At 54.8% G+C, this 23,189-nt stretch carries 20 protein-coding genes; 13 read left to right on the forward strand and 7 right to left on the reverse strand.

All coding sequences use genetic code 11. The features are described from left to right. The first annotated feature begins 36 nt into the window (after window positions 1-36). The 7 genes from BL107_RS11780 (at window position 37) to BL107_RS11805 (ending at window position 6,040) form a co-directional block, all read left to right on the forward strand. Window positions 37-825 carry a phycobilisome rod-core linker polypeptide gene (locus BL107_RS11780; RefSeq protein WP_009790596.1) on the forward strand — a complete coding sequence of 263 codons (789 nt, stop codon included), beginning with the start codon at window positions 37-39 and terminating at the stop codon, window positions 823-825. A 171-nt stretch (window positions 826-996) separates the two neighbouring features. Continuing rightward, window positions 997-2,088 (forward strand): DUF4912 domain-containing protein, encoded by a 1,092-nt coding sequence (locus BL107_RS11785; protein WP_037989062.1) that lies wholly within the window; start codon window positions 997-999, stop codon window positions 2,086-2,088. Beyond that, window positions 2,079-2,288, forward strand: a complete 210-nt coding sequence (locus BL107_RS11790) for a hypothetical protein (protein WP_037988583.1) — start codon at window positions 2,079-2,081, stop codon at window positions 2,286-2,288. Before BL107_RS11785 ends, BL107_RS11790 begins: the two co-directional genes overlap by 10 nt. Before the next feature lie 36 nt (window positions 2,289-2,324). Next, the gene (locus BL107_RS11795; RefSeq protein WP_009790599.1) at window positions 2,325-3,740 is read left to right on the forward strand and encodes a phosphatidylserine/phosphatidylglycerophosphate/cardiolipin synthase family protein; all 1,416 of its coding nucleotides are present in this window, start codon (window positions 2,325-2,327) and stop codon (window positions 3,738-3,740) included. A 62-nt stretch (window positions 3,741-3,802) separates the two neighbouring features. Then, window positions 3,803-4,774, forward strand: coding sequence for a serine/threonine protein kinase (locus tag BL107_RS11800; RefSeq protein ID WP_009790600.1), 972 nt, complete (start codon window positions 3,803-3,805; stop codon window positions 4,772-4,774). A gap of 334 nt (window positions 4,775-5,108) precedes the next feature. Continuing rightward, window positions 5,109-5,537, forward strand: coding sequence for a hypothetical protein (locus BL107_RS13020; protein WP_071934153.1), 429 nt, complete (start codon window positions 5,109-5,111; stop codon window positions 5,535-5,537). Between the two features lie 128 nt (window positions 5,538-5,665). Continuing rightward, on the forward strand, window positions 5,666-6,040 hold the full coding sequence (locus BL107_RS11805; protein ID WP_009790601.1) for a hypothetical protein: 375 nt from the start codon (window positions 5,666-5,668) through the stop codon (window positions 6,038-6,040). Between the two features lie 118 nt (window positions 6,041-6,158). Here the strand turns inward: BL107_RS11805 and BL107_RS11810 are convergent, their stop codons facing one another. Further along, window positions 6,159-6,512 carry a hypothetical protein gene (locus tag BL107_RS11810; protein WP_009790602.1) on the reverse strand — a complete coding sequence of 118 codons (354 nt, stop codon included), beginning with the start codon at window positions 6,510-6,512 and terminating at the stop codon, window positions 6,159-6,161. A gap of 109 nt (window positions 6,513-6,621) precedes the next feature. Here BL107_RS11810 and BL107_RS11815 point away from each other — a divergent pair, with 109 nt between their 5' ends. Next, a complete protein-coding gene (locus BL107_RS11815) occupies window positions 6,622-8,280 on the forward strand; it encodes an alpha-D-glucose phosphate-specific phosphoglucomutase (protein WP_009790603.1) in 1,659 nt (552 codons plus the stop codon). 38 nt (window positions 8,281-8,318) lie between these two features. Here BL107_RS11815 and BL107_RS11820 read toward each other — a convergent pair whose 3' ends face one another. Genes BL107_RS11820 through BL107_RS11830 form a run of 3 tightly spaced genes read right to left on the reverse strand, consistent with a single transcriptional unit; the run spans window position 8,319 to window position 13,219 of the window. Next, window positions 8,319-8,609: a hypothetical protein gene (locus BL107_RS11820; protein WP_009790604.1), complete on the reverse strand. Its 291-nt coding sequence runs from the start codon at window positions 8,607-8,609 to the stop codon at window positions 8,319-8,321. Next, window positions 8,609-12,067, reverse strand: a complete 3,459-nt coding sequence (locus tag BL107_RS11825) for an efflux RND transporter permease subunit (RefSeq protein WP_037988585.1) — start codon at window positions 12,065-12,067, stop codon at window positions 8,609-8,611. The genes BL107_RS11820 and BL107_RS11825 overlap by 1 nt, the downstream gene beginning before the upstream one ends. Window positions 12,068-12,076: 9 nt before the next feature. Next, window positions 12,077-13,219, reverse strand: coding sequence for an efflux RND transporter periplasmic adaptor subunit (locus tag BL107_RS11830; RefSeq protein ID WP_156779471.1), 1,143 nt, complete (start codon window positions 13,217-13,219; stop codon window positions 12,077-12,079). A gap of 187 nt (window positions 13,220-13,406) precedes the next feature. Between BL107_RS11830 and BL107_RS11835 the strand changes: the two genes are divergently transcribed. Then, a complete protein-coding gene (locus BL107_RS11835) occupies window positions 13,407-15,587 on the forward strand; it encodes an AAA family ATPase (protein WP_009790607.1) in 2,181 nt (726 codons plus the stop codon). A gap of 49 nt (window positions 15,588-15,636) precedes the next feature. On the opposite strand, the gene BL107_RS11840 is transcribed toward BL107_RS11835, so the two are convergent. Next, entirely contained in the window at window positions 15,637-16,302 is a 666-nt protein-coding gene (locus tag BL107_RS11840; RefSeq protein WP_037988587.1) for an alpha/beta hydrolase, read from the reverse strand. A 228-nt stretch (window positions 16,303-16,530) separates the two neighbouring features. Here BL107_RS11840 and bcp point away from each other — a divergent pair, with 228 nt between their 5' ends. Then, on the forward strand, window positions 16,531-16,998 hold the full coding sequence (gene bcp / locus BL107_RS11845; protein WP_009790609.1) for a thioredoxin-dependent thiol peroxidase: 468 nt from the start codon (window positions 16,531-16,533) through the stop codon (window positions 16,996-16,998). On the opposite strand, the gene BL107_RS11850 is transcribed toward bcp, so the two are convergent. Both BL107_RS11850 and BL107_RS11855 read right to left on the reverse strand, forming a co-directional pair. Continuing rightward, on the reverse strand, window positions 16,995-17,693 hold the full coding sequence (locus BL107_RS11850) for a type III pantothenate kinase (RefSeq protein ID WP_232193021.1): 699 nt from the start codon (window positions 17,691-17,693) through the stop codon (window positions 16,995-16,997). The genes bcp and BL107_RS11850 overlap by 4 nt on opposite strands. A 2-nt stretch (window positions 17,694-17,695) precedes the next feature. After that, window positions 17,696-18,496 (reverse strand): phosphoadenylyl-sulfate reductase, encoded by an 801-nt coding sequence (locus BL107_RS11855; RefSeq protein ID WP_037989071.1) that lies wholly within the window; start codon window positions 18,494-18,496, stop codon window positions 17,696-17,698. Window positions 18,497-18,562: 66 nt separating this feature from the next. Here BL107_RS11855 and BL107_RS11860 point away from each other — a divergent pair, with 66 nt between their 5' ends. From BL107_RS11860 to BL107_RS11870, 3 genes are read left to right on the forward strand one after another with little or no spacing between them, the layout of a single operon-like run. Next, entirely contained in the window at window positions 18,563-19,711 is a 1,149-nt protein-coding gene (locus BL107_RS11860) for an NAD(P)/FAD-dependent oxidoreductase (protein WP_009790612.1), read from the forward strand. Continuing rightward, window positions 19,708-21,375, forward strand: coding sequence for a GTPase HflX (gene hflX, locus BL107_RS11865; RefSeq protein WP_009790613.1), 1,668 nt, complete (start codon window positions 19,708-19,710; stop codon window positions 21,373-21,375). The genes BL107_RS11860 and hflX overlap by 4 nt, the downstream gene beginning before the upstream one ends. After that, window positions 21,372-23,177 carry an SLC13 family permease gene (locus BL107_RS11870; RefSeq protein ID WP_009790614.1) on the forward strand — a complete coding sequence of 602 codons (1,806 nt, stop codon included), beginning with the start codon at window positions 21,372-21,374 and terminating at the stop codon, window positions 23,175-23,177. Before hflX ends, BL107_RS11870 begins: the two co-directional genes overlap by 4 nt. Window positions 23,178-23,189 lie beyond the last annotated feature (12 nt).

Here is a 23,189-nt window from a genome sequence, read left to right on the forward strand (position 1 = left end):
TCAAGGAAACCGGCGCCCCCCTTACGATCGGCCTCAGTGGATGTTGAAGCTCGAGTGGCCATTCCTCTTCTGGAGTACGCACCGATCACCCAGAACTCCTTGAGAACTGGCGTGCCGAACATTCGAGTCGGATCCGACGAAGGCCCCCGGGCCTACTCCTTCGAGATTGCCGATGACCGGGACAACCTGGACACGGTGATTGAAAGCGCCTACCGCCAGATTTATTTCCACGCGTTTAAATCCGATCGAGACGCCAACCTCGAGTCCCAGCTCAAAGACGGCCAAATCACGGTTCGTGACTTCATCCGTGGCCTGCTGCTCTCCGACACCTTTAAACGCAGCTTCTACGGATTCAACAGTAATTACAAAGTGGTTCGTCACCTGACGGAGCGGATCCTGGGCCGCAAGGTGAACGGCAAAGGCGAAGAGCTGTCTTGGTCCATCGTGATTGCAACCAAAGGCCTTGTTGGCCTGGTGGACGTTTTGTTGGACAGCCAGGAATACCTTGACGCCTTTGGATACGACACCGTTCCTTTCCAGCGCAACCGAGTTCTGCCGGGACGTGCCCTCGGTGAAACCCCCTTCAACATCACCAGCCCTCGCTACGACGAGTACTACCGCGGCATCCTCGGATTCCCACAGGTTGTGTTCATGGGAGGCCCCGGCAAAAAGCTCCCAGCGCGGGCCAAAATCAAACGTGGCGGAGCCCCAAGCGACTACCTGGAGTGGCTCAAGGATCTGCCCCTTCCGAACACCCGTGGCAACGTCAGCAGCACAGAAATGGATTACATGGCCAAAGTTCCTTTCCGCAGCATTGGCCGCTGAAGACGGACTCAAATCCAATGGCACAGCGGGGCTTCAGCTCCGCTTTTTTTATGGCTCTGACTGTGATCCCCAAGAATTGGAGTCAGCATCCACTGACCAGTGGCGATGGCGACGGTTGAAACGGAAATTTTGGGGTCACACTGATCCCGAACTAAACCTGGAGCTTTGGACGTGTCCCCAACTATTTCATCACTGGCACGTCTGACCCTTCGTCAATTGCGTCAAATCGCCAGTGACTTAGGGGTACCGCTCTACAGCCGTAAAAGCAAAGAAACCCTCGTCGATGAGGTGGCGGTCCGCCAAGAAAAACGTGGCGGAGATCTCAAGGCGATCGAAGCCGAGCTGAATGCTCCCGCCATCTCCACCACCGAAACACGCGTAGTGTTTCTACCCCGTGATCCCCAATGGGCCTACGTGTTCTGGGAGATCTCCGATAGCGACCGACAGCGTGCACAGAAAGAAGGGGCTAACCGCCTGTGTTTGCGCCTAGCCGACGTGACTGGCATGCAAGACGGCAATGCCCACCCCCATACGCTTCAGGAAGTTCCCGTCGATAGCCACAGCACCGAGTGGTACCTCCCTGTACCTCTGTGCGACCGCGACTACCGAGTTGAGTTGGGATACCGCATCTCGAACAGTTGGATGTCCTTGGCTTTCTCATCAATTGCCCGGGTTCCTGCGCTCCACCCAAGCGAGCAAATTCTTGATCAGTTCGTGCCGTTCAGCCTGGACGCATCACCGGCTCCCGCTCCTGCTGTTGCTCCCATGCCACCAGCACCAGCGAACGACTCCAGCGATAGTGGCCTTCACGAGCGTCTCTACCAAAGCGCCACCGTTAACTTCCGTCGTCGTCGTGTCGGCTCAGAGGAATTCCAAGAAGCATTCGACGACTCCTCCTCATCCAGTCGTTCTGGCCTCAACGACTCCGGTATTGGCCTTTGGGCCAGCGGACGCAACGAGTCCGGCGTAGGCGGGGTCGCTTCACGTCAGCGTTCGTTCTGGCTGGTCGCCGATGCCGAGTTAATCGTCTATGGAGCGACTGACCCCTCAGCTCGACTCACCATTGGCGGCGAAGAAGTGCCCCTTTCAGCCGACGGAACCTTCCGCATTCAAGTTCCTTTCCGGGATGGCGAGCAGATGTACCCGATTGAAGCCACCGCTGCTGATGGCGAGCAGAAGCGCAACATCACTTTGAACTTCGAGCGTCAAACCCCTGACGACAACAGCAACCCCGCCAGCGAAGCTCGCGCCGAATGGTTCTAAACAACTCCTCAGACCCAAAAGCCCCTTCTGGCTTGCGTTGGTTTGTTGCCCTGACCCCCTTGGCGGGGGCCATGATTTTTCCGATCCTCGTTCCGATTGTGATGACCCGCGTCAGCATCGGAGCTGGAGTTGGTGTTGCCCTAGCACTGAGCTCCTTATGGTTTGTGGCCATGCTGAAAACATCTGAGATGCCCCATTAGGCAGCCTTAGCGTTGAGCTAGGGGAATGCTTTAGGGGTGATCTCTCCGGATGTGCTGAAACTCAGCCAGCTTCTTCTTGGATTGGCAGTCCTTTGTGGCTGCAGCCAACGCGGGATGTTGATTGGAGCGGCTTCCATCAAGCAGCTCAACGTTCCAGACGCAATCGCAGTTGGATTCAACCACCATCAGCACAATCGTTACCAGTCCCCGATCACGGGCGGGTGGCGCGATGGCGACGACATTGAGCAGATCTTGGTACAAGCCATTGAGCTTGCCCAATACGAAATTTTGCTCGCCGTTCAAGAGCTATCGACGCCAACGATTGCAGACGCACTCATCGCTGCCAAGCGTCGCGGGGTGACTGTTCAGGTGATTCTTGAAAACAACTACAGCACCCCCTGGACGGAACAAACACCAAGCCAACTCAAGCCCCATCAACGCCAACGCTGGTATCAGCTGGAGCAGCTAGCTGATCAAAACGGAGACGGAATAACAACTTCAGAGGAAGCCCAACAGGGTGATGCCATTGGGTTGCTGCGAGGGCATCGCATCCCAATCCTGGACGACACAGACGACGGCAGTCGCGGGAGCGGATTAATGCATCACAAATTTGTGGTGATTGATCGGATGGTGGTTCTCACCGGAAGTACCAATTTCACCCGTTCAGGCATGCACGGCGATGCCAACCGAATCAAAACACGCGGCAATGTGAATCACATCCTGCGATTCAAAAGCCATGCGTTGGCAGAACTGTTTCGGCAAGAATTTGAAACCATGTGGGGAGATGGACCGGGGGGAAAGATGGACAGCCGCTTTGGCCTCCAAAAAGAATCCGCTGGCGTCCGCACAGCGATGGTGGGTGCAACCCGCGTGGATGTGTTGTTTGCACCGCACCGAAAACGCGACCTCAACCATGGATTGAACTGGATCGAACAACAGTTGGACGAGGCTGGCAAAACCATCGACATGGCCTTGTTTGTGTTTACGGCACAACAACTCGCTGATGCACTTCAACGGAGGGTGAATGCTGGGCTGCAGATTCGGCTGATTGCCGATCCAAGCTTCGCGAGCCGTTCATTTTCAGAAGTGCTCGATCTTCTTGGCGTGGCTTTACCGGATCGCAACTGCAAACTTGAACAAGACAATCAACCCTTCAACAAAGGCCTCAAGGGCGTAGGAACCCCACGCCTCGCCCGGGGCGACAAGTTGCATCACAAGTTCGCCGTGATCGACAACCACAAAGTGATCACAGGATCCTTCAATTGGAGCCCCTCCGCTGCTCACACCAACGACGAGACCCTGCTGGTGATCCACTCACCGAAGCTTGCTGCGCATTTCACCCGTGAAATGGATCGCCTTTGGGACACCGCTGAACTGGGGATCACACCACACATCCAGCGCAAACTCGACCGTCAACGGATCCGCTGCGGGGATGGGGTGGAGAGGGAGTAAGAAACCTAAGAGGAGGTCAGAGTGGCTTGATCTAAATTCCTAAATCAGCCAATCCCTAGGTCATGAAAACTGTTGTTGGCATCCTCACCGCAGGCTCATTGCTGCTCACAGCAGGCTGTGCAGAACTTCAAGAACTTGCTGAGGAGTACAAGGCAGAGCAGGCAGCGGAAGAAGCAAGCAGAAATCGCATCAGAACTCTCGACTTGGATCAACCGGTCGCCAGCCTGAGCGTTGAAGCGATCGCAGAGGAATTCGATGCCAACTCCGTTATGGCAGAGAATAAATATATGAATCAACCAGTTGAGCTCAGTGGATCAATCGGGAGTATTGACGACTCACTATTTGACGAGAAAAATATCAGCATCACCATCACGGGTGGTGAATACAGCTTCTCTTCAGTGAGCTGCACAAAACCACGCAATGCACCCGAAGTCCGAGAACTTCGCAAAGGCATGAGGGTTGCCGTTCGCGGTGTTGTCACCTCAGAAGAAATGGGAGTGGGTCTGTCCCGTTGCAAGTTCTGGCTGGTCTCTGAGGATCGGTGGATCGGAGACGACCAGAAAAAAAAAGAAGAAAAGAGCCAAAAACAACAAACGACCAAGACTCAATCCCTACAGAGATCCTTCAATAATCGCCAAGAGGAATCTACGGATAGAAACGACAACAATGAACTCGGGCAAGGAAAGACACGCTTTGACTCGTCAACAACAATAGATACTGCAATCTATATGACTCAAGAATGGGTAGAAGCAATGTCTAACAACGATACTCAACGAGCATCTAAATATATGACCGGGGCTGCTGAACGAATGTATGATCCTGCATTCTTCAGGCAATTCGAACGGGTCAATGTTTCAAATCTGACTGTCGATAGCGTAAGTGGGTCTTTTATCAACCTTAATGGGATTATGACCTTTGTCTATCCAGATGGATCAGTTCAAAAAGAGACGAGGACCTTCACCATCTATTCCAAGGATGGATCAGCAGTCGTTACAAATACTGAGTTTGGCAAGGTTGTTGATCCTAGAAACTAAGGGCGTGAAAGCACAAGTCATTAGGTTCGTGAGAAGAAAACAACAGACATCGGAGCAGAACTAGGTTACGACAAAATCAAAAAGCATACGATTCTTGATACAGAGCGGGAAGACACATTTAAATCGTGATGCGTCTTCTGGAAAAGCGGGATTGTCGAAATCTTATCTCAAGACGAAGGACAGAACTCGAAACACAACAGGCGCCTGGACTCAAACAGACGAAAACAAAATGATTACATTTAAAACAGGCTCAATCACTATTTTTCCAAGCTTAGCGCCAAAGGTTAATTAAGAGAATCACACAATCTTCTAGATCAATTCTTCGATAGCAATTTTGCACGGAACGAATCGTGCCCAGGCATTAGGGATTACATTCAGTAAATCTCAAAGCCAGTGGAAAATCAATGGTGATTCAACATTGCTACAGCTCGAGAGAGAGGTACATCAACAAGCTCGTCTAACAGGGAAATCGCAGCTAAGAATCGAAGTCAATGGCTGGATTAAATACCCTCTTTTCAATCCGGCACCGCCAAGCTGGGTCGTGGGCAGTTCAAATATTTCTAGCGAGCGACATCATATTCAATGTCTAAAAAAGCAAATCATTGATGCTTGTCTATGCCCACTCAGCAATCTGCCTGGCGAAGCACAAAATCTAGAAATAATTCCACTCAAACTACCTGCAAACTCAGCCCTAGTGGTGCTCAAAAAAAATGTACACCAAGAGAAAGTTCAGACTCTCGCTAGAATACTCTTGCAAAACTAGTCAAAAAAATACATCTATATAAGAATGCAATTCCGACACCCATCAACTACAATATTTGATAAGGAATAGAAATAAAACCACTGATACACATCAATCGATTGAGACAAGCGTCAGGGCAGAATGGGGCCATGAACGTGACGCTTCCGAGTCGAACACTGCTGCTCCTTGCCCTGGCAGCACCCCTACAAGCCGCTCCGACCTATGTGCCTTGGCCAAGCCAAGGTGTATTGAAAACGCTGCAAAAAGAGGCCTTTCTCTGTTCGCTGAACAACAGCCCAGACCAGTGCGAACGTGCACGCCAAGGTGCCGATGAGCTGATGGATCACCCGCGTCTCCCGGCGATTTGCAAAGACGTTCTTTGGAGACTCGTCAAGGAATCGCGTGTAGCAGCAACCAATAGCTTCCAACGTCGCGATGCGATTGATCAGCCCGCACGCCGTCTAATCGGGGTGTGTAGCGAACCAATCAAACCATCCAAAAAGCCTGCTCTCACTCGCACCTAATCGATCACGATCCATGAACGGTGCCGCTGCCAGACGCATGGCGTACTGAAATGAGACCTCTTGAAGGAAACCTCTTCAAAGAAACCTGTTGTGAAAGCAACCGTCGATCCCCTGGGTTTTAGGGCGCTGTGGTTGATGGCTCGAGCATCAACAGCAGTTGCGTCGAGGTGGTCATCATCTCTCCCATGCTGAGCTCGTTTTCCTCGCCAGCAATGCTGGAGGCCATCACACAGACCGACGTCTCGAGGCCCGCGACATCACAGCTATTGGACAACTGAACGATGGCATTGGAAAGCTTGCCCCTCAGGCACTCTTCTGTTCCCGCCTGCTTCAACACAGCATTGGCGGCTATCAACGCATCACTGGAGGCCTGCTCGAAGGGAATGGCCCGCTTCCAAGACTGAGACGATGCCTGCACAGCCGAACCAGCGACCACGCAACCCAACAGCAGCATCAGAAGCGATCGGGACATAGCTCGAGGAAATTTCCAGGACTCGAGGGTAGCGACGTCAACTGGTCGGCTCCACCTCGGACAATGCCGATCCTGGGTTTAGGTTCCGCGTAATGCCATACCCGTTGAGATGACCAGCGCAACCCCTGCGGAACCGACCCAACGTGAGGTTCATCTCGACAGCCCATTCACCGATCAAAAACCCGGCACCTCTGGCTTGCGCAAAAGCAGCAAGCAGTTTGAACAGCCGAACTACCTCGAAAGCTTCATCGAAGCCGCACTCCGCACACTTCCAGGTACTGATGGGGGCACCTTGGTGGTGGGTGGCGACGGTCGTTACGGCAACGTTCGTGCCATCGACGTGATCCTGCGCATGGCAGCCGCCCATGGGCTGGGAAAAGTAATCGTCACCACGGGCGGGATCCTCTCCACACCGGCGGCATCCCATCTGATCCGTAGCAAAAACGCCATCGGCGGAATCATCCTGTCCGCCAGCCACAATCCAGGCGGCCCCGATGGCGACTTTGGCGTGAAGGTGAACGGTGCCAATGGGGGCCCAACCCCAGCGTCGTACACGGATGCTGTTTTTGAGTGCACCAAAACCCTCAGCCACTATTCCATCGTCGACGCAATGCCGATTTCACTGGAGGGGCCTGGCCAGTACTCGATCGGTGCCATGTCGGTGGAGGTGATCGACGGCGTGGATGACTTCGTGGCGCTGATGCAGCAGTTATTCGATTTCGATGAGATCAAGGGGTTGCTTCGCAACAACTTCCCGCTCGCCTTCGATGCCATGCACGCGGTGACGGGTCCCTACGCGACGCGCATCTTGGAAGGTTTGTTGGGTGCACCTGCCGGCAGCGTCCGCAACGGCGTGCCCCTGGAGGATTTTGGCAAGGGTCATCCCGATCCAAACCTCACCTACGCCCACGACCTGGCAGAGCTCCTACTCCAAGGCGATGGCTATCGCTTTGGCGCAGCCTGTGACGGCGATGGCGATCGCAACATGATCCTGGGGCACCACTGTTTTGTGAATCCCAGTGACAGCCTGGCTGTTCTCACGGCCAATGCCACCTTGGCACCGGCCTATGCGAAAGGATTAGCCGGCGTAGCTCGCTCGATGCCCACGAGCGCTGCCGTGGATGTGGTGGCGAAGGACTTGGGCATCAACTGCTACGAGACACCAACCGGTTGGAAGTTCTTCGGGAATTTGCTCGATGCCGGACAGATCACCCTCTGCGGCGAAGAAAGTTTCGGCACAGGAAGCGACCATGTGCGGGAGAAAGATGGGCTTTGGGCCGTTTTGTTCTGGCTGCAAATCCTGGCCAAACGGCAGTGCAGCGTCGCCGAGATCATGGCGGATCACTGGAAACGCTTTGGGCGTCACTACTACTCACGTCATGACTATGAAGCCGTGGACAGCACCGCCGCCCACGGGCTCTATGACCGGCTCGAGGCCATGCTGCCAAGTCTGAAGGGGCAACCCTTCGCTGGAGGAACCATCCGGGATGCTGACAACTTCAGCTACACCGATCCGATCGATAACTCAGTCACCACGGGCCAAGGCCTAAGGATTCTTTTGGAAGATGGCAGTCGCGTTGTGATTCGCCTCTCAGGCACCGGCACCAAGGGGGCGACGATTCGGGTCTATCTGGAGAGCTATGTAGCCAACAACGGTGACCTCAACCAAGACCCCCAGGTGGCCCTGGGCGAGATGATTCGTGCCATCAATGCTCTTGCGGAAATCGAGGAGCGCACTGGGATGAAGCAACCCACCGTGATTACTTGATCCTGATGAATTGAACCTGATCAATCCATCCAACAAGCTCAGCGTTTCACGCGCTGAGCTTGTTGATGGCGATAGATCGGATCCGATGCGTCCTCCTGGAGTTGACGCATCGACTCGATCGCAAAACCACCGAGCCCACCAGAGGCAATCACCATTAAGTAAAAAAGCCTAAGGCGAAGAATATCGATCTCTGCGGGGGTGTTCTCGATCAAAACTTTGAGGAAGTAAGCCACAGCCGCACCCAGGGCACAACCGATCGCCAAAGCCACTAGTGCACGGGAGCCACTGAAGGGCTTTCGGCTATCGAACTCACTTTTTGAAGTCGGCATTAGCTGGGCAAGGGAGTCGATTGAACCTGAACGGTCTGGCCACCATCGCCATCACCTCCTTCGGGAGGTTTGGCATCGGCCTGCCCCAGAAGGGATTTCATCACCACGTAAAACACGGGCACAACAAGGGTGGACAGGAATGTGGCCACCAACAATCCGCCAAACACCACCAAACCAAGAGACGACTGACTCTGCGCACCGGCACCGCTGGCCAACATCAGAGGGAGGAAACCTGTGAGGGAGGAGATAGCCGTCATCAAAATTGGTCTGAGTCGTGACTTCGCCGAGAACTTCGCCGCTTCTAAGGCCGACTCTCCTTCACCCATTTTTTGATTGGCGAGATCGACGATCAAAATGGCGTTACCGCCAGCAAGACCGATCAACATCACCAGACCGACTTGGGCGTAAATATTGAGAACCTGGCCTGCAGCACCAAGGAACACCAGAGCACCGAGAAGTGCAGTGGGCACCGTAAGCAAGATAATGATTGGATCGCTGTAGCTTTCATATTGCGCGGAAAGAACCAAGAACACCGCCAAGATTCCGAGGGCGAAGATCACAACTGCCAAGGAACCAGCTTTCACTTCCTCCCTTGAAATACCGGTCCAATCGAAGCCCAAGCCCTGGAAGTTTCCTTGGTTAAAAATTTGCTTCATGGCACCAATCGCCTGGCCAGAACTATTACCCGCATTCGGTGTTCCTTCCACCTTGATGGAGCGATACAGATTGAAATGGGGAATCACACTTGGACCAACGGTCTGCTTCACGGTGAAGAACTCAGACAATGGAACCTGCTCACCTTTGTTATTACCGACGTAAATCGACGACAGCTTTTGGGGAGTTGCACGGCTCACATCATTCGCCTGGACATAGACGCGACGAACCTTTCCTTCTTGGAACGTGTCGTTCACATAGGCACCACCAAAATTCACACTGAAGGCCGACATCGCCGTTCCAAAGTCGACACCGACAGAGGCCATCTGGTCACGGTCCACATCAATTTTGTATTGAGGTGCCTGCGGCGAGAAGAGGGAATAAACCCGATTCAAAATCGGATTGCTATTCCCCGCCTGCATGATTTGTTGGGCAGTACCAAAGAATTCGTTTAGTGAATACACACCACTGCTCTGATCGAGAAGCTGGAACTCGAATCCACCTCCAGTTCCGTATCCGGGAATCGAGGGAGGCTCCACCACAAATACCCGTCCTCCATCAATCGCCCCATACATCTTCTGATTGAGGCGCTTCACAATTGCAGCAACGGAATGATCCTTCCCAGGCCTTTCATCCCAATGCTTCATGCCAATAAAGAAGAGACCCTTATTTGGAGCGTTGCCATCAAGGCTGGCGCCACTAAACAATGCAGCAGAAGAAATATCCTCTTCGGAGCGCATCACCTCAGCCACTTGACGGTTGATCGCCAAAGTTTTTTCGTTTGAAACACCATCAGGTGCTTGAACAAAGCCGATGGCATAGCCCTGATCCTCAATCGGTACGAAGCCACCAGGGATACGCGTGAAGGCAAAACCTGTGAGCAAAATGCCCACACCCAAGGCGGCCATCACGATGGGACGTGCCTTGAGAACCATGTCGAGCACCGTGGCGTAACGCTTCTCAAATCCGCTGTAAAAGCGATTGAAATTGGTGAAGATCACCGGAACAAAACCTCCCACCACAAAACCGATCACCGTGAACAACACCACGGGAATTGGATTGGAGAAGAGCACCCCAGTGGAGATCAAACCGACGGCCGCCCCGCCAGCGGCAACGGGAAGACGCAAGGGAAGCCCCGTGATTTGTGAGGCGATGAAACCAACCAAGGCACCCACTGCCATGGGGATTAGGGCAGCAATGGCACCATTGCCAGCACTTAAGAGGCCATACACAAAGCCCAGCGTTACCCCAGCGATGGCGTACTGATGACGCGTGAGCTCCTTTGTTTCACGCGATAACAACAACGCCGACAACATTGGAGAGAATGTGAGGGCGTTGAACGTAGAAATACCGATGGAAAATAAGATCGTTGCTGCAAACTGCTTGTAAATAGTTCCCGTTGCACCTGGGAAAAACAACACTGGCAAGAACACTGCCATCTTCACTAACGATGTAGCAATCACGGCACCAAATAACTCATCCATCGTTTCGATGGCGGCCTGGACCGACGTCAAACCCTCCGCTTTTTTCGCAGAGGTGTCTTCAACAACGGTGATGGCATCATCCACCACCAAACCAGTTGCGAGAACCAAACCAAACAAGGTGAGCTGGTTAAGCGAGAAACCAAAGGCCAGAACCAGGGCGAAGGTTCCGATCAAGGCCACTGGAATCGCGATGGCAGGCACAAGGGTTGCTTTCCAGTTCTGCAAAAACAGGAAGAGGATCAACACCACCAGAATCACGGCATCCCGCAGGGAATTCGTCACGCCTTTGATCGACTGACTAATGAAGTCGGTTGTGTCGTAAATCTTCTGAACACCAAGGCCAACAGGAAGAGTTTTCTCAAACTCTTCCAACACATTTTTCACGCCATTGGACACTTCAATCGCGTTACTTCCGGATAGCTGATAAATAGCAATACCAACAGAAGGAGTTCCATTGATATCCATTGCATCGATACCATAGGTTTCACCACCAAGCTCAACCCGACCAACATCTTTCAAACGAACAAGGCCACCATCGCCTGTCGAACGAAGAACGATATTTTCAAATTCTTGCGTGGTCGTTAAACGGCCTTGAAGTTGCACCGTAAATGTGAATTCCTGACCTTCAGGCGCAGGTGATCCACCAATCTTTCCTGCAGGAACCAATCGGTTTTGACTCTTTAGCTGATTGACAATGTCTGTGGCCGAAAGATTATTCGCCACCAATTTGTCAGGATCAAGCCAAAGACGAAAGGCAATCTTGCGGTTACCAAAATAGGTAACGTCACCAACACCCTTCACCCTTTTTACATTGTCAGTTAGATTCTTATCGAGATAGCCACTAATTGTTTCAACAGAATACTGGGTCTGACTTGGATCTTCGTTTACAAAGTTATAAACAAGCAGGATTGAATTTGATGCTTTATTAACCGTAACGCCCGACTTTCTCACTTCTTCTGGCAGCTGGGGCTCCGCCAAAGACACCCGGTTTTGCACATTCACTTGATTGATATTTCCATCAGTTCCACTGTCGAAAGACACTGAAATCGAACTCACACCATCAGACGAGCTCGTGGATGTGATGTAATCCATCTTCTCCACACCGTTGATCTGCTGCTCCAGCACAGAGGTGACACCCTGCTCCACAGCCACGGCATCTGCCCCCACATAGGTGGACTGAACCTTCACAGTGGGCGGCGCGATATCCGGCAGGTTTTCAATCGGGAGGATTGGAATTGCGATTAAACCGACAATCACAATCAGAAGGCTGCAGACCGTACTGAGAACAGGCCTGGTGATGAAATTATTAGAAGCAGACATCGTTCAACCTCAGTTTGCTTTGGGAGATATTGCGGCTGCACCGGCTGCGGGCTGCACTTGAACGGGCATTCCGTGCTTCAGATTGAGCAGATTGGTCGTCACCACCTTCTGATTGGGTTTCAACCCTTTGTTGATCGGGTAAAGATCATTTTCCAACTCACCAACAACCACTGGGGTTTGAAGTGCGAATTGGGCATTTAGGGGAAGTTTCCCTGCTTTCGATGCCTTGTCCAAGCGTTCCAAATCGGCTTTTCCTGGATTGGCCTTGAGCTCATCCAAGCTTCCCAGTCGAAACACAAAACTCTGTCCAGAGGTTTGTGTTACAGCGGCGAATGGAACAGACAGCTCCTGCTTGGCCTCAATTTGCACGCGGGTGCGCAAGCGCTGGCCATCGCGCAATGTGCCATCGGTGTTCGCAAACACAGCCTTCACCAACAGGCCCTGCGTCTGCGAGTTAACCCGAGGATCAATGGATTGCACTTGACCGGTCGCAATCACGGCGTTCTTTCCTGGTGAACTCAGCAGAACTGGCTGTCCCAACGCCAGCCGTGAAGCAAACACAGCCGGAACTTCCACACGCGCTTCGAGCTCATTGTTTTGAACCAAACTGGTGAACACTTGCCCCTGCTGCAGCACATCACCAACCTTCGCTTTCACATCCGCGACAGTTCCTGCAGACGGTGATTTGAGGTTGCTGTAACTCACATTGGCTTCCGTGGCCTTCACCCGTTCCAACGCCGAAAAATACTGTGTTCGATAGGTATCAAGCTGCTTCTGCGATGACGCTCCGACCCGAGCGAGGTAGTCATATCGCTCCCAATTGATCTTGGCTGTTTCAGCTTTCGCCCGCTCCTCAGCCAGCTGGGCTTGAAGCTGGGCTTGATCAAGAACCACCAACAATTGGCCAGGTTCAACCTCATCACCCTGGCGAATCTTTAATTCAAGAATCCGGCCAGCAGACTGCGCAGCCAGTTCCACCAGATTGCTGGCTTCCAGGGTGCTCACCGTGTCCACTCCCTCAGTGAACTCAGCCATGCGCGTCGACACCGCCTGCACTTTTGGCGGGGGGGGTGCTGCAGGGCCCTCGGCTTTACAAGCCCCCACGGTGATCAAAGCGGCGATGGAAAAAATCAGTCGCTGCTGATGACGCACGATGTTCAAGTCTTTCAACGGATTATGCAGGCTGTTGCAACAGATTGATCAAAACAACGCTGAAATCAAAAGACTGAAAAGATTAACGACTAAATCAATGTCCGATTCGGACCATCCACGTGATTCAGCGCGCCATTCTTAGGAAGATCACGTTGGTGACGCAAACACCCTTTTTATCAACACCTCTGTGGTGAATCAGGATCTTTTCGCCTTCCACGGAGAACAACAGCGGCGTCGGCTTGCACCACTGGCTGATCGCATGCGGCCACGCACCCTGGAAGAATTCGAGGGGCAGCAAGGAATCTTGGCGGAAGGTCGGCTCCTCCAACGCGCGATCAAAGCCGACAGGGTTGGCAATTTGATCTTGCATGGCCCACCTGGAGTGGGCAAAACAACCCTGGCCAGGATTGTGGCGAACCACACCCGTGCTCATTTCAGCAATCTGAATGCAGTGCTCGCGGGGGTGAAGGATTTACGTGCCGAAGTGGACGCAGCACAACAGCGGCTTGAGCGGCACGGGCTGCGCACAATTTTGTTTATCGATGAAGTACATCGGTTCAACAGCGCCCAACAAGATGCCCTTCTGCCTTGGGTGGAAAACGGAACCGTCACCCTGATTGGAGCCACAACAGAAAACCCATTCTTCGAAGTGAACAAAGCCCTCGTGAGCCGTTCACGCCTGTTCCGGCTTTTGCCCTTGGAACCCAAAGACCTTCACCAGCTTCTGCAACGAGCACTCACAGACCAAGAACGGGGCTACGGCGAACGCTCTGTCGTGCTGGATACGGATGCTGCCAACCACCTCGTGGATGTTGCAGGAGGGGACGCCCGCAGCCTGCTGAATGCTCTCGAACTGGCGGTGGAAAGTTCAGAACCAGCGTCGGACGGCACGATCGCCATCAGCCTCACCACGGCTGAGGAGTCGATCCAACAGCGGGCTGTTCTGTACGACAAACAGGGTGACGCCCACTACGACACCATCAGTGCCTTTATCAAGTCGTTGCGAGGCTCCGACGCCGATGCCGCTTTGTTTTGGCTGGCACGCATGGTGGAAGCCGGTGAAAATCCCCGATTCATTTTCCGGCGGATGTTGATCGCCGCTGGCGAAGACATCGGCCTGGCCGATCCCCAAGCGATGGTGGTGGTCGAAGCGTGCGCTGCGGCCTTTGAACGGGTCGGACTGCCAGAAGGCCTCTACCCCCTCGCACAGGCCGCTCTGTACCTCGCCGGAACGGAAAAAAGCAACAGCATTTTGGGCTTCTTTGATGCCCTGAAGAGCGTCCGTGACGCCAACCGCCAGGACGTCCCCCCCCACCTACGCGATGCCAATCGAGACGGCGACGCCTTCGGAGATGGCGTGGGTTACCGCTATCCCCATGCCTATGCGGAACATTGGGTGGAGCAGCAATACCTACCCACTGCGCTCCAAGGCGAAGTGTTTTGGCAGCCTGGGGCTCTGGGCTGGGAAGGAGAACGGCGCGAACGGATGGGTGCTCGCCGTGCAGCTCAGCTTGCCGCCGCCGCTGAGCTTGCGGCTGATCAACCACTTCTGCTCAGTAGTGGGCCCGACAGCCCTGGGTTAGAGCGCTGGATTCAGCGTCAACTCGGACAAGAAGGAGAACGGTTGCATCAGCTCCGCGAACGCCTCTGGGGAGGCGTCTCTTGGCAACGCCATGATCGCGTTTTAATCCTGGGAGCCCGGTCGCTGATCTGGGCCCTTGATCCCCTACGGGCCGTTCCGGAGGGAGGCGTCACCATGCTGTGCAACAGCACTGATGATTGCCACCGCATCGAGGCCCAAATTCAACTGCTCGATCTCGAGCTTCGTCCCCAGCTTCTCCACGGAGGACTCGACGAGTTGCCGACGAGCCAGGCTTTCGAGTGGATCGGTGGTCGCTTCAGCACCACCGATCTTCAACAGATGGATTGGTCTCTCCTAGGGCCCCAACTTCACGAACACTCCAATGACGAAACCACCCTTCGTCTCCTCACAACAAGGGCAGAAGCCGGACCAGCGGGAGCGCTAGTTCAAACCGGCAGCCGCCACGCTGAGCTTCAGACACTCCTTCAAAAAGAGCAGTTATGGCTGGCCGCACAAACACAACCCCATCACTATTTCGAAGCGGAAGGATGGCGTGGATCGCAAGACAGTTGGTTGGAAACCCTGAACCTTCCATGGGGGCCTGACTTGGCAGAGCGTTGGCTCGCAGAAGGCTCCCCATACCGCATCGCAATGGGAGCGATTGATCCGACGGATCTTGCCCTGCTTCGCCAACAACTTGAGGGCATCGGACGCAGCGGGTTGCGCCTGCCCATGCGGCATGAGCTCTTCATCGGACAGCGCAACGCGCCAATCGAAAAGGCATAAAAAAAGCCCCGGCAATGCCGGGGCTTGGACAACAAGGCTTATCGCCTGATCACCAGAGGGGACGTGCTGGGGCAGGAGCCATGGTGCGAACGGGAGCTTCAGGCAGCTGTGAATTGGCCTGAACGCAAGCGGGCAGGAACACATACCAAGAGAGCAAGGAAGTGCACTGGGCGTCGCCTTCGCACTTGTCGGGAGCACAGACGTTCTGGGCGCCGGTGTAGGTACCGCAGGTATCAGCCAGACGGAAGTCGACGGGCAGAGCAGCCATGATGCTGGCGGAAGAGATCTCGCCATCGATGGAGTCGGCGATGATCGCGGAACGAAGAGCCACCACGGCGGTCTTCTTCATGCGCCAGTAAGGGAAGTAAGACGCGGTCTGATCCTTGAGGAACTTGACACCATCGTCGGAATACAAGAAGCGCGACACCCCGATGATGTCGACGCTGTAGCTCTTGGTCATTCCTTCTTGAATTTCTTCGGCAGTCCAACCAGAGTTGTTGATGCCGGCATCAAGAGCGCGGTCGGTGACTTCGCCGGTTTCGAAGAATGTTTTGAATTCGCTGGAGGTGGTGGTCCAAACAGCACCACCGGTGTTCCAACGCACAGGGCGGCTGGTGCCGGCTTCAGCAGGGGCAGCCAGGGCGGCGAGAGATGCGCCAGCAAGGATGCCAGCGGCGAAACGAGTAAACACGGACGACAAATAAGGGGATGTCATTAAAAAACTAGCCGTCGAGAGAAAAATCGCCAACAGTCTTCGGTCAGTTAGAGATTTGCTGCAGAACAAATGCCCCTAAACGCTGTACTGAACAGCACTTCGCTTGCAAATTATGCTCGATTTGTACCGCCGAACACTTGACTTCAGCCTTCAGGGCTTTGAGACCCTCGAACAGCAACGATTTGATAGGCCGTACGCTCGAATCCATCAATCAAATCTCAAACTCCTGTGGCTCTTCAAGTTGGAGATCTAGCTCCAGATTTCACGCTCCCCGATCAAAACGGTGAATCTGTTCAGCTCTCCTCGCTGAAAGGTCAACGGGTGATCCTTTATTTCTACCCAAAAGACGACACCCCAGGTTGCACGAAAGAAGCCTGCAATTTCAGGGATCGCTGGGGGCGCTTCGAAGACCACAACATCAAGGTGTTCGGCATCAGCAAAGACAACGCTGCTTCCCACACCAAGTTCATCAGCAAACACTCGCTCCCTTTCACGCTCCTAACGGACGAAGAACCCTGCGCTGTAGCCAGCCTGTACGACAGTTATGGCCTCAAAAAGTTCATGGGCCGCGAATACATGGGAATGATGCGCCACACCGTTGTGATCGATGCCGAGGGACGCATCGAGCGCCTTTATCTCAAGGTGAAGGCAGCAACAATGGCCGACGCTCTTCTAAGCGACCTCGGACTCGATTAACCCGACGCGTCCATTAAGTCGAACAAGCCCCGCAGCTGCAACTCCGGATCCAGTTGCAGCTGCGGAGACGAGCTCCGCAGTTCTGTTGCGAGGAGCTCTGCATCGCCGCCACAGAGCCAAAGCATTCCACCGCAGGCTTTCTGCGCATCCCGAACCACGCTGACCATCGCCTGAAGGACACCACGACGCATCGCCGCCACGGTGTCTTTTGGAAAGGGTTCTTGTCCAGGAGCAGCAAAAACCATCTCAGGCAAAGCCTCTGTCCCTTTCGTCATCGCCAGTAGCTGAAGCCTGTAGCCAGGGATGAGCTGACCACCGACAAACTCTCCGCCTGGCGACAGCACCGTGATGCTCAACACCGTGCCGGCATCGACCAGCAGCAGTCCGGAACTGAGATCCAACGACAAAGCCAAACTGCGGGTCCATCCAGCCCAGGCACCAATCGCCCGATCCACCCCCAACCAAGGGGGACAACCAGCCAGGGGAACATTCCGGAGCGTGATGCGTCGTTCCAATGCAGCTGATGTCAACTGCGCTGGAACGGGTCCGACTGCCGCCCATCCCCCCAGCTCCCCGTCAAGACGAGCTAGATCTGGCGAGCCATGGTGAAAGTGCATCCCGCAAGCGTCCCGTTCTCCCCAGTGCCATCGGCTATTGCCGATAAGTAACACCCGCTTGCAGTGTTGGGATGTCAACGTCAGATGCCTTCTCCCAAGAGTCCCTCCACCTCCTCCTGAGGCAGGTGAATGCCACATTCCTGCTTTAAGCCTCCGAAACGCGTATCCCGACCGTTGAGATCCCCACCATCCGGACCACTGGAATGCCAATCACCCACGGTGGAATAGCCCTGATCGAATAAGGGATGCTGGGGCAAATCGTTGTCGTTCATGTAATAAAAAACATCCTTTTTGGTCCAATCCAGAACCGGTCTGAGCGAGAGCCTGTCTCGAATTGGATCCAACGTCGTCATTGAGCGGCGGTGATCCGTCTGCCCTCGCCTAACCCCACTGGCCCAACACTGGATATCAAGCTGAGCCAACGATTCTTCCAACGGATCCACTTTGCGAATCCGGTGATAGAGCTCCAAATCAGCCACCGCGCCGGTTTCCCAGAGGCGACCATGCAGGGCTTCCATCCGAGCTGGTGACATCACACTTTGTGCCACAACCAGACGAATATCGAGTAAGCCCATGAGCTGCTCGACATAGGTATAGGTCTCTGCAGGGAGATAACCGGTATCGACCCAAATCACCGGGACCGCCTTCCCCCCCGGCAACTGGCTCAACATGTGCAACAGCACCGACGACTGGATACCGAAGCTGGTGGTAAGCGCAAACTGCTCACCAAACGTTTGATGCGCCCAGGCCAAGCGGTCCTGAGGACCCAAACCGCCCAAGACCGAGCGGTTCTGCTGCAGCCATTCAGACCGCAGATCAGCCTGCTGGGCCGCCTCGACCTCCGCCGACGTGCGCACCATTCCGTCAGAACCCTCCGTCATCAGGCCATCCTCCCCTGTCGCCGGTTCTGACACTTTGCCTATCGTTGAACAAAGCTCGATTCGACCATGACATCACCAACGTCTTCGGCGAATGCCGTGGTGATTGTCGGAGGCGGTTTTGGTGGGTGGTTTGCGGCTCTTGCGATTCAAAGACGTTTGCCTCACTGCCATGTGGTGCTAATCGAACCCCGGAAAGAGTTTCTGTTTCAACCATTGCTCTATGAACTGCTCAGCCATGAGCTGCAGGAGTGGGAAGTGGCTCCTCAGTACAGCCAATTGGTGAGCCACAACGGCATTTGTTGGTTGCAAGACGAGGTGTTGAGCATCGATCGTTCGAATCACACCCTGCAAACACGTTCTGGGGAGCGCATCCCCTGGAGGCAATTGGTGATTGCCACGGGATCACAACCCAACGATTTCGGCATTCCTGGCGTGAAGGAACACAGCCGTGGATTCCGCAACCTCAGCGATGTTCGAGAGCTGCGTCAACGCATCCAGGATTTGGTCCACCAGAGACGGGCCGATGCAGCACTCGCCATTGTTGGCGCAGGACCGACCGGAGTGGAACTGTCCTGCAAGCTGGCAGATCTTCTGAACGGCACCGCCAGGATTCATCTCATTGAAAAAGGGGACAGCATCCTTCCCAATAGTTCGGCTTTCAATCGAGAACGAGCCAGTGCTGCCCTGGAACGAAAAGACGTCTGTCTCCATCTGAATACGGACGTCGCGAGAGTTGAAGCCGATCGGGTGGTGTTCGCCAAAGGAGAGGAGATCGAGCACCAGGGTTTGATCTGGACAGCAGGCAGTCAGGTCAATCTGCCGTCTGTTCAGCCCCTCCCTAAATCGCATCGAGGTCGCCTAACCATCAACGCTGATCTGCGACTCCAAGACAGTTGTGATGTCTTCGCAATTGGGGATATTGCCAGCAACGGCGATCACCCAGCCCCAGCGAATGCTCAAGTTGCGATGCAGCAGGGAGAAGCCGTGGGTGATGCCATCGCTGCTTTGCAAGCTGGGGAAGAGCCTCAAACCTTCGAATTCCAGGATCGAGGAGAAATGCTCAGCCTCGGCATCGGAGACGCCACCTTGACTGGACTGGGAATCACCCTCGCAGGCCCGCTCGCCTTTCAACTTCGCCGAGCGACCTACCTCACCCGTATGCCTGGCCTCTCCGTTGGGGTTCGCTCCGCCGGTGCCTGGTTGCTGAACCGTTGAAACAAGCCCATCTCGGTGGCCGCACCAAAGGCCTGCGTCGCAGCCAGGAACGTCAGCTCGATCGCCTCAGTCAACGCCGCCATCCAGAGGACGGGCTTGAGCTGCTCACCCTGGAACGACTGAGTGAGCTTGTGTTGGAACTCAAAACCCCACTGCACCTGATCATTGATGGACGGGGCCTTTGCCGACTCCTGTGGCTCGGACCCCTCTCGGGCAACGACTCCCCCCTGAACCATCTACCCCAAGCCCCCCGTCGCCAAAGCGGCGGTTGGCGACTGGTGAGCTGCCCTTTTTGTCGAGACGGCTTGAATGCAGACCCAGCCGATGCTGTTGTGGCTTTGGACATCGCACCCCGGCAGTGGTTGCGCTTTGCCCCAAAACCCGGCGCCGATGGAATCCGAACAGCCGAACTCCTGTACCCGGATTCCAATGAATCGGATGGTTGGTACCACCAAGAAACAGGAGACCTGCGGGACCTTTGCGAACGCGAGTTAGACGACGAGCGCTCCCAACCCATCGCCCAAGCAGCTCAGGGGATGGAGCGCGTGCTCTTACTCACACTGATCGGCCAAGATTCGTCTGAAAGCGAACGTGAACTGGCGGAACTAGAGGGTCTGGTTCGCAGTGCCGGTGGTCAACCTGTCGCTGTGATGAGCCAAAAAAGCGGCAGCACGAATCCCCAAACCCTCTGGGGGAAAGGGAAACTCCAAGAGGCCGCCCTCGAGGTCCGGCGAAACGGTGCTTCGCTGGTGATCACCGATCGTGAGCTCACTCCGGTTCAAGCGCGCAACATCGAGCGCCTTGTGAATTGCCCGGTTTCAGATCGCAGCGAGCTCATCCTCGACATCTTTGCCCAAAGGGCAGGCAGTGCGGCAGGTCGTCTTCAGGTGGAACTAGCCCAATTGCGTTATCGACTCCCGAGGCTCCTAGGCCGCGGCCAAAGCATGTCCCGGCAAGGGGGCGGCATTGGAACCCGCGGTCCTGGAGAAACCCAACTGGAAAAAGACCGTCGAGCGATCAGTCGAAGAATTGAACGACTTCTGCGGGATCAACAGCAATTGCAAGCCCATCGCAGCCGTCTTCGCGATCAACGTCGTGGCTTGCCACGCGTTGCATTGGTTGGTTACACCAACGCCGGAAAATCCAGTCTGCTTAATGCCCTCTGCGGACAACGGGAAAGCGATCGCGTCTTGGCAGAAAACAAATTGTTCGCCACGCTCGATCCCACGACCCGAAAACTCGATCTACCTCGCCCTGGAGAACGCCCCCAACGCATGTTGATCACCGACACGGTGGGATTCATCCGCGACCTACCCAAACCTTTGGTGGAAGCCTTTCGCGCCACCCTCGAAGAAGCCCTGGATGCCGATTTGTTGCTCATCGTTGTTGACCTTGCCGATCCAGATTGGATTAGTCAGCTCAGCACCGTGCATCGCTTGCTTGATTCCTTGGGGAGTTCAGCCCTTCGTCGTGTGGTGGCCAATCAAATCGACCGCTGCGACCTCGAAGCGATTCACTCCATTCGCGACCAGGAACCCGATGCACTGTTTCTCTCCGCTGTCCGGGGGGATGGCCTACAGGGCCTTCAAGACTGGCTGCGCAGGCAATTTTTTGATTCCGATGCAGAATCCACAGCGATGACGACAAACGATCTGGCGCAATGACCGAGTTGATCAGCGCGCTTCAGACACCGCACGCTTTGATCACCTTGTCGGTCCTCGGACTTGCAGTGATTCTGTTCATCACTGGAGCTTTGGCTCCGGAGTTGACCGGATTGCTGAGCCTGGGGCTCTTGCTGGCCTGTGGAGTGCTTAGTCCCCAAGAAGCCCTGGCTGGCTTTGGGAGTCCGGCCTTAATCACGCTGCTCGGACTCTTCCCCGTCTCAGCTGCACTATTCAAGAGTGGAGCCCTCGATCGATTGCGTGGCTTAATTGCTTCAGAGCGGATCCGGTCTCCAAGGCGACTGATCGCGCTGATGGCCTTTGTGATTGCACCCGTCTCCGGGGTGGTCCCCAACACACCTGTGGTGGCGTCCTTGCTCCCGGTGGTTGAGAACTGGTGCCATCGCCATGGAATTTCACCCTCAAGGGTGCTGCTTCCCTTGTCGTTTTCCACAGTGCTTGGAGGAACGCTCACGCTGTTGGGAAGCTCCGTGAACCTGCTGGTGAGCGACATCAGTCAGCAACTTGGCTATGGGTCTTTCGAGTTGTTCACGTTCACGCTGATCAGCCTGCCCATTTGGCTTGTTGGTGCGCTCTATTTGGTCTTAGCGCCCCGTGCCTTACTCCCAGACCGCGGTAAGGAGTTGGATGACTTGAGCCCCCAACGGAGCGGATACTGCACCGAGGTCACCATCCCCTCCGCGTCAGAATTAGTCGGACGATCACTGTTAAACAGTCGACTCCAACGCCGGTTTGATGTCGATGTCCTTGAAATCCAACGGGGGGGAGAACGCCTCCTTCCTCCCCTAGCCGACCGTCGCTTGGAAGCAGGCGATCACCTGTTGTTGCGAGTCACGCGAGACGACCTCTTGCGTCTCCAACAGGACCACACCGTGCAACTGACAACCCAAGGGCAAAACGCTGGCTCAAGCCTGAATACCAGCCAAGCCAGTGGCCAGAAAACTGTGGAGGTTTTGCTACCAGCGGGCTCTACCCTCGCCGGAGCCAGCCTGCGAGAACTGCGGTTTAGGCAACGGCACAACGCCACGGTTTTAGCCCTACGCCGCGGCCAAGAAACCGTTCAAGAACGGCTGGGTCAAGTGGTGCTCCGAGAAGGCGATGTGTTGCTTCTACAAGCACCGTTTGATTCGATCCGAGGCTTGCAAGCGAGCAATGACCTGCTGGTGCTCGACCGGCTCGAAGACGATCTCCCCACGGTGGGTCGCAAACCCGTGGCGGTCAGTATCGCCATTGCCATGCTGCTGCTGCCCACCATCACTCCCATCCCACTTGTCGCAGCTGTTTTGCTCGCAATGGTGTCGGTGGTGGCAACCGGATGCCTACGTCTTGGAGAACTACAACGTTCGATCCGTCTCGATGTGATTTTGCTGCTCGGTTCCCTCACCAGCTTCAGCGTGGCACTGCAAACCACAGGTCTTGCCGATGCTCTGGCCGCTGGAGTGCAGCAGTGGTTAGACGGCTGGCCCATTTATTTCGCGCTTGTGGCGATCTTCTTTGGCACCACCCTCCTCACCCAAGTCATGAGCAATGCCGCCTCGGTGGCCCTGTTAGCCCCCGTGGCAGTGCAACTGTCTCCTGCCCTCGGACTCTCCCCTTTGGCCCTCTTGATCACCGTGCTGTTTGGGGCAAGTCAATCGTTCCTCACCCCCGTGGGCTATCAAACCAACTTGATGGTGTTCGGCCCAGGCAGGTATCGATTTCTCGATGTCACCCGCTATGGCTTAGGACTGACACTGATCATGACCGCATTGATCCCGGCACTGATCCTTTGGCATTACGGCTGATCCTGACTAACA

The organism is Synechococcus sp. BL107 (assembly GCF_000153805.1).
GTDB lineage: Bacteria > Cyanobacteriota > Cyanobacteriia > PCC-6307 > Cyanobiaceae > Parasynechococcus.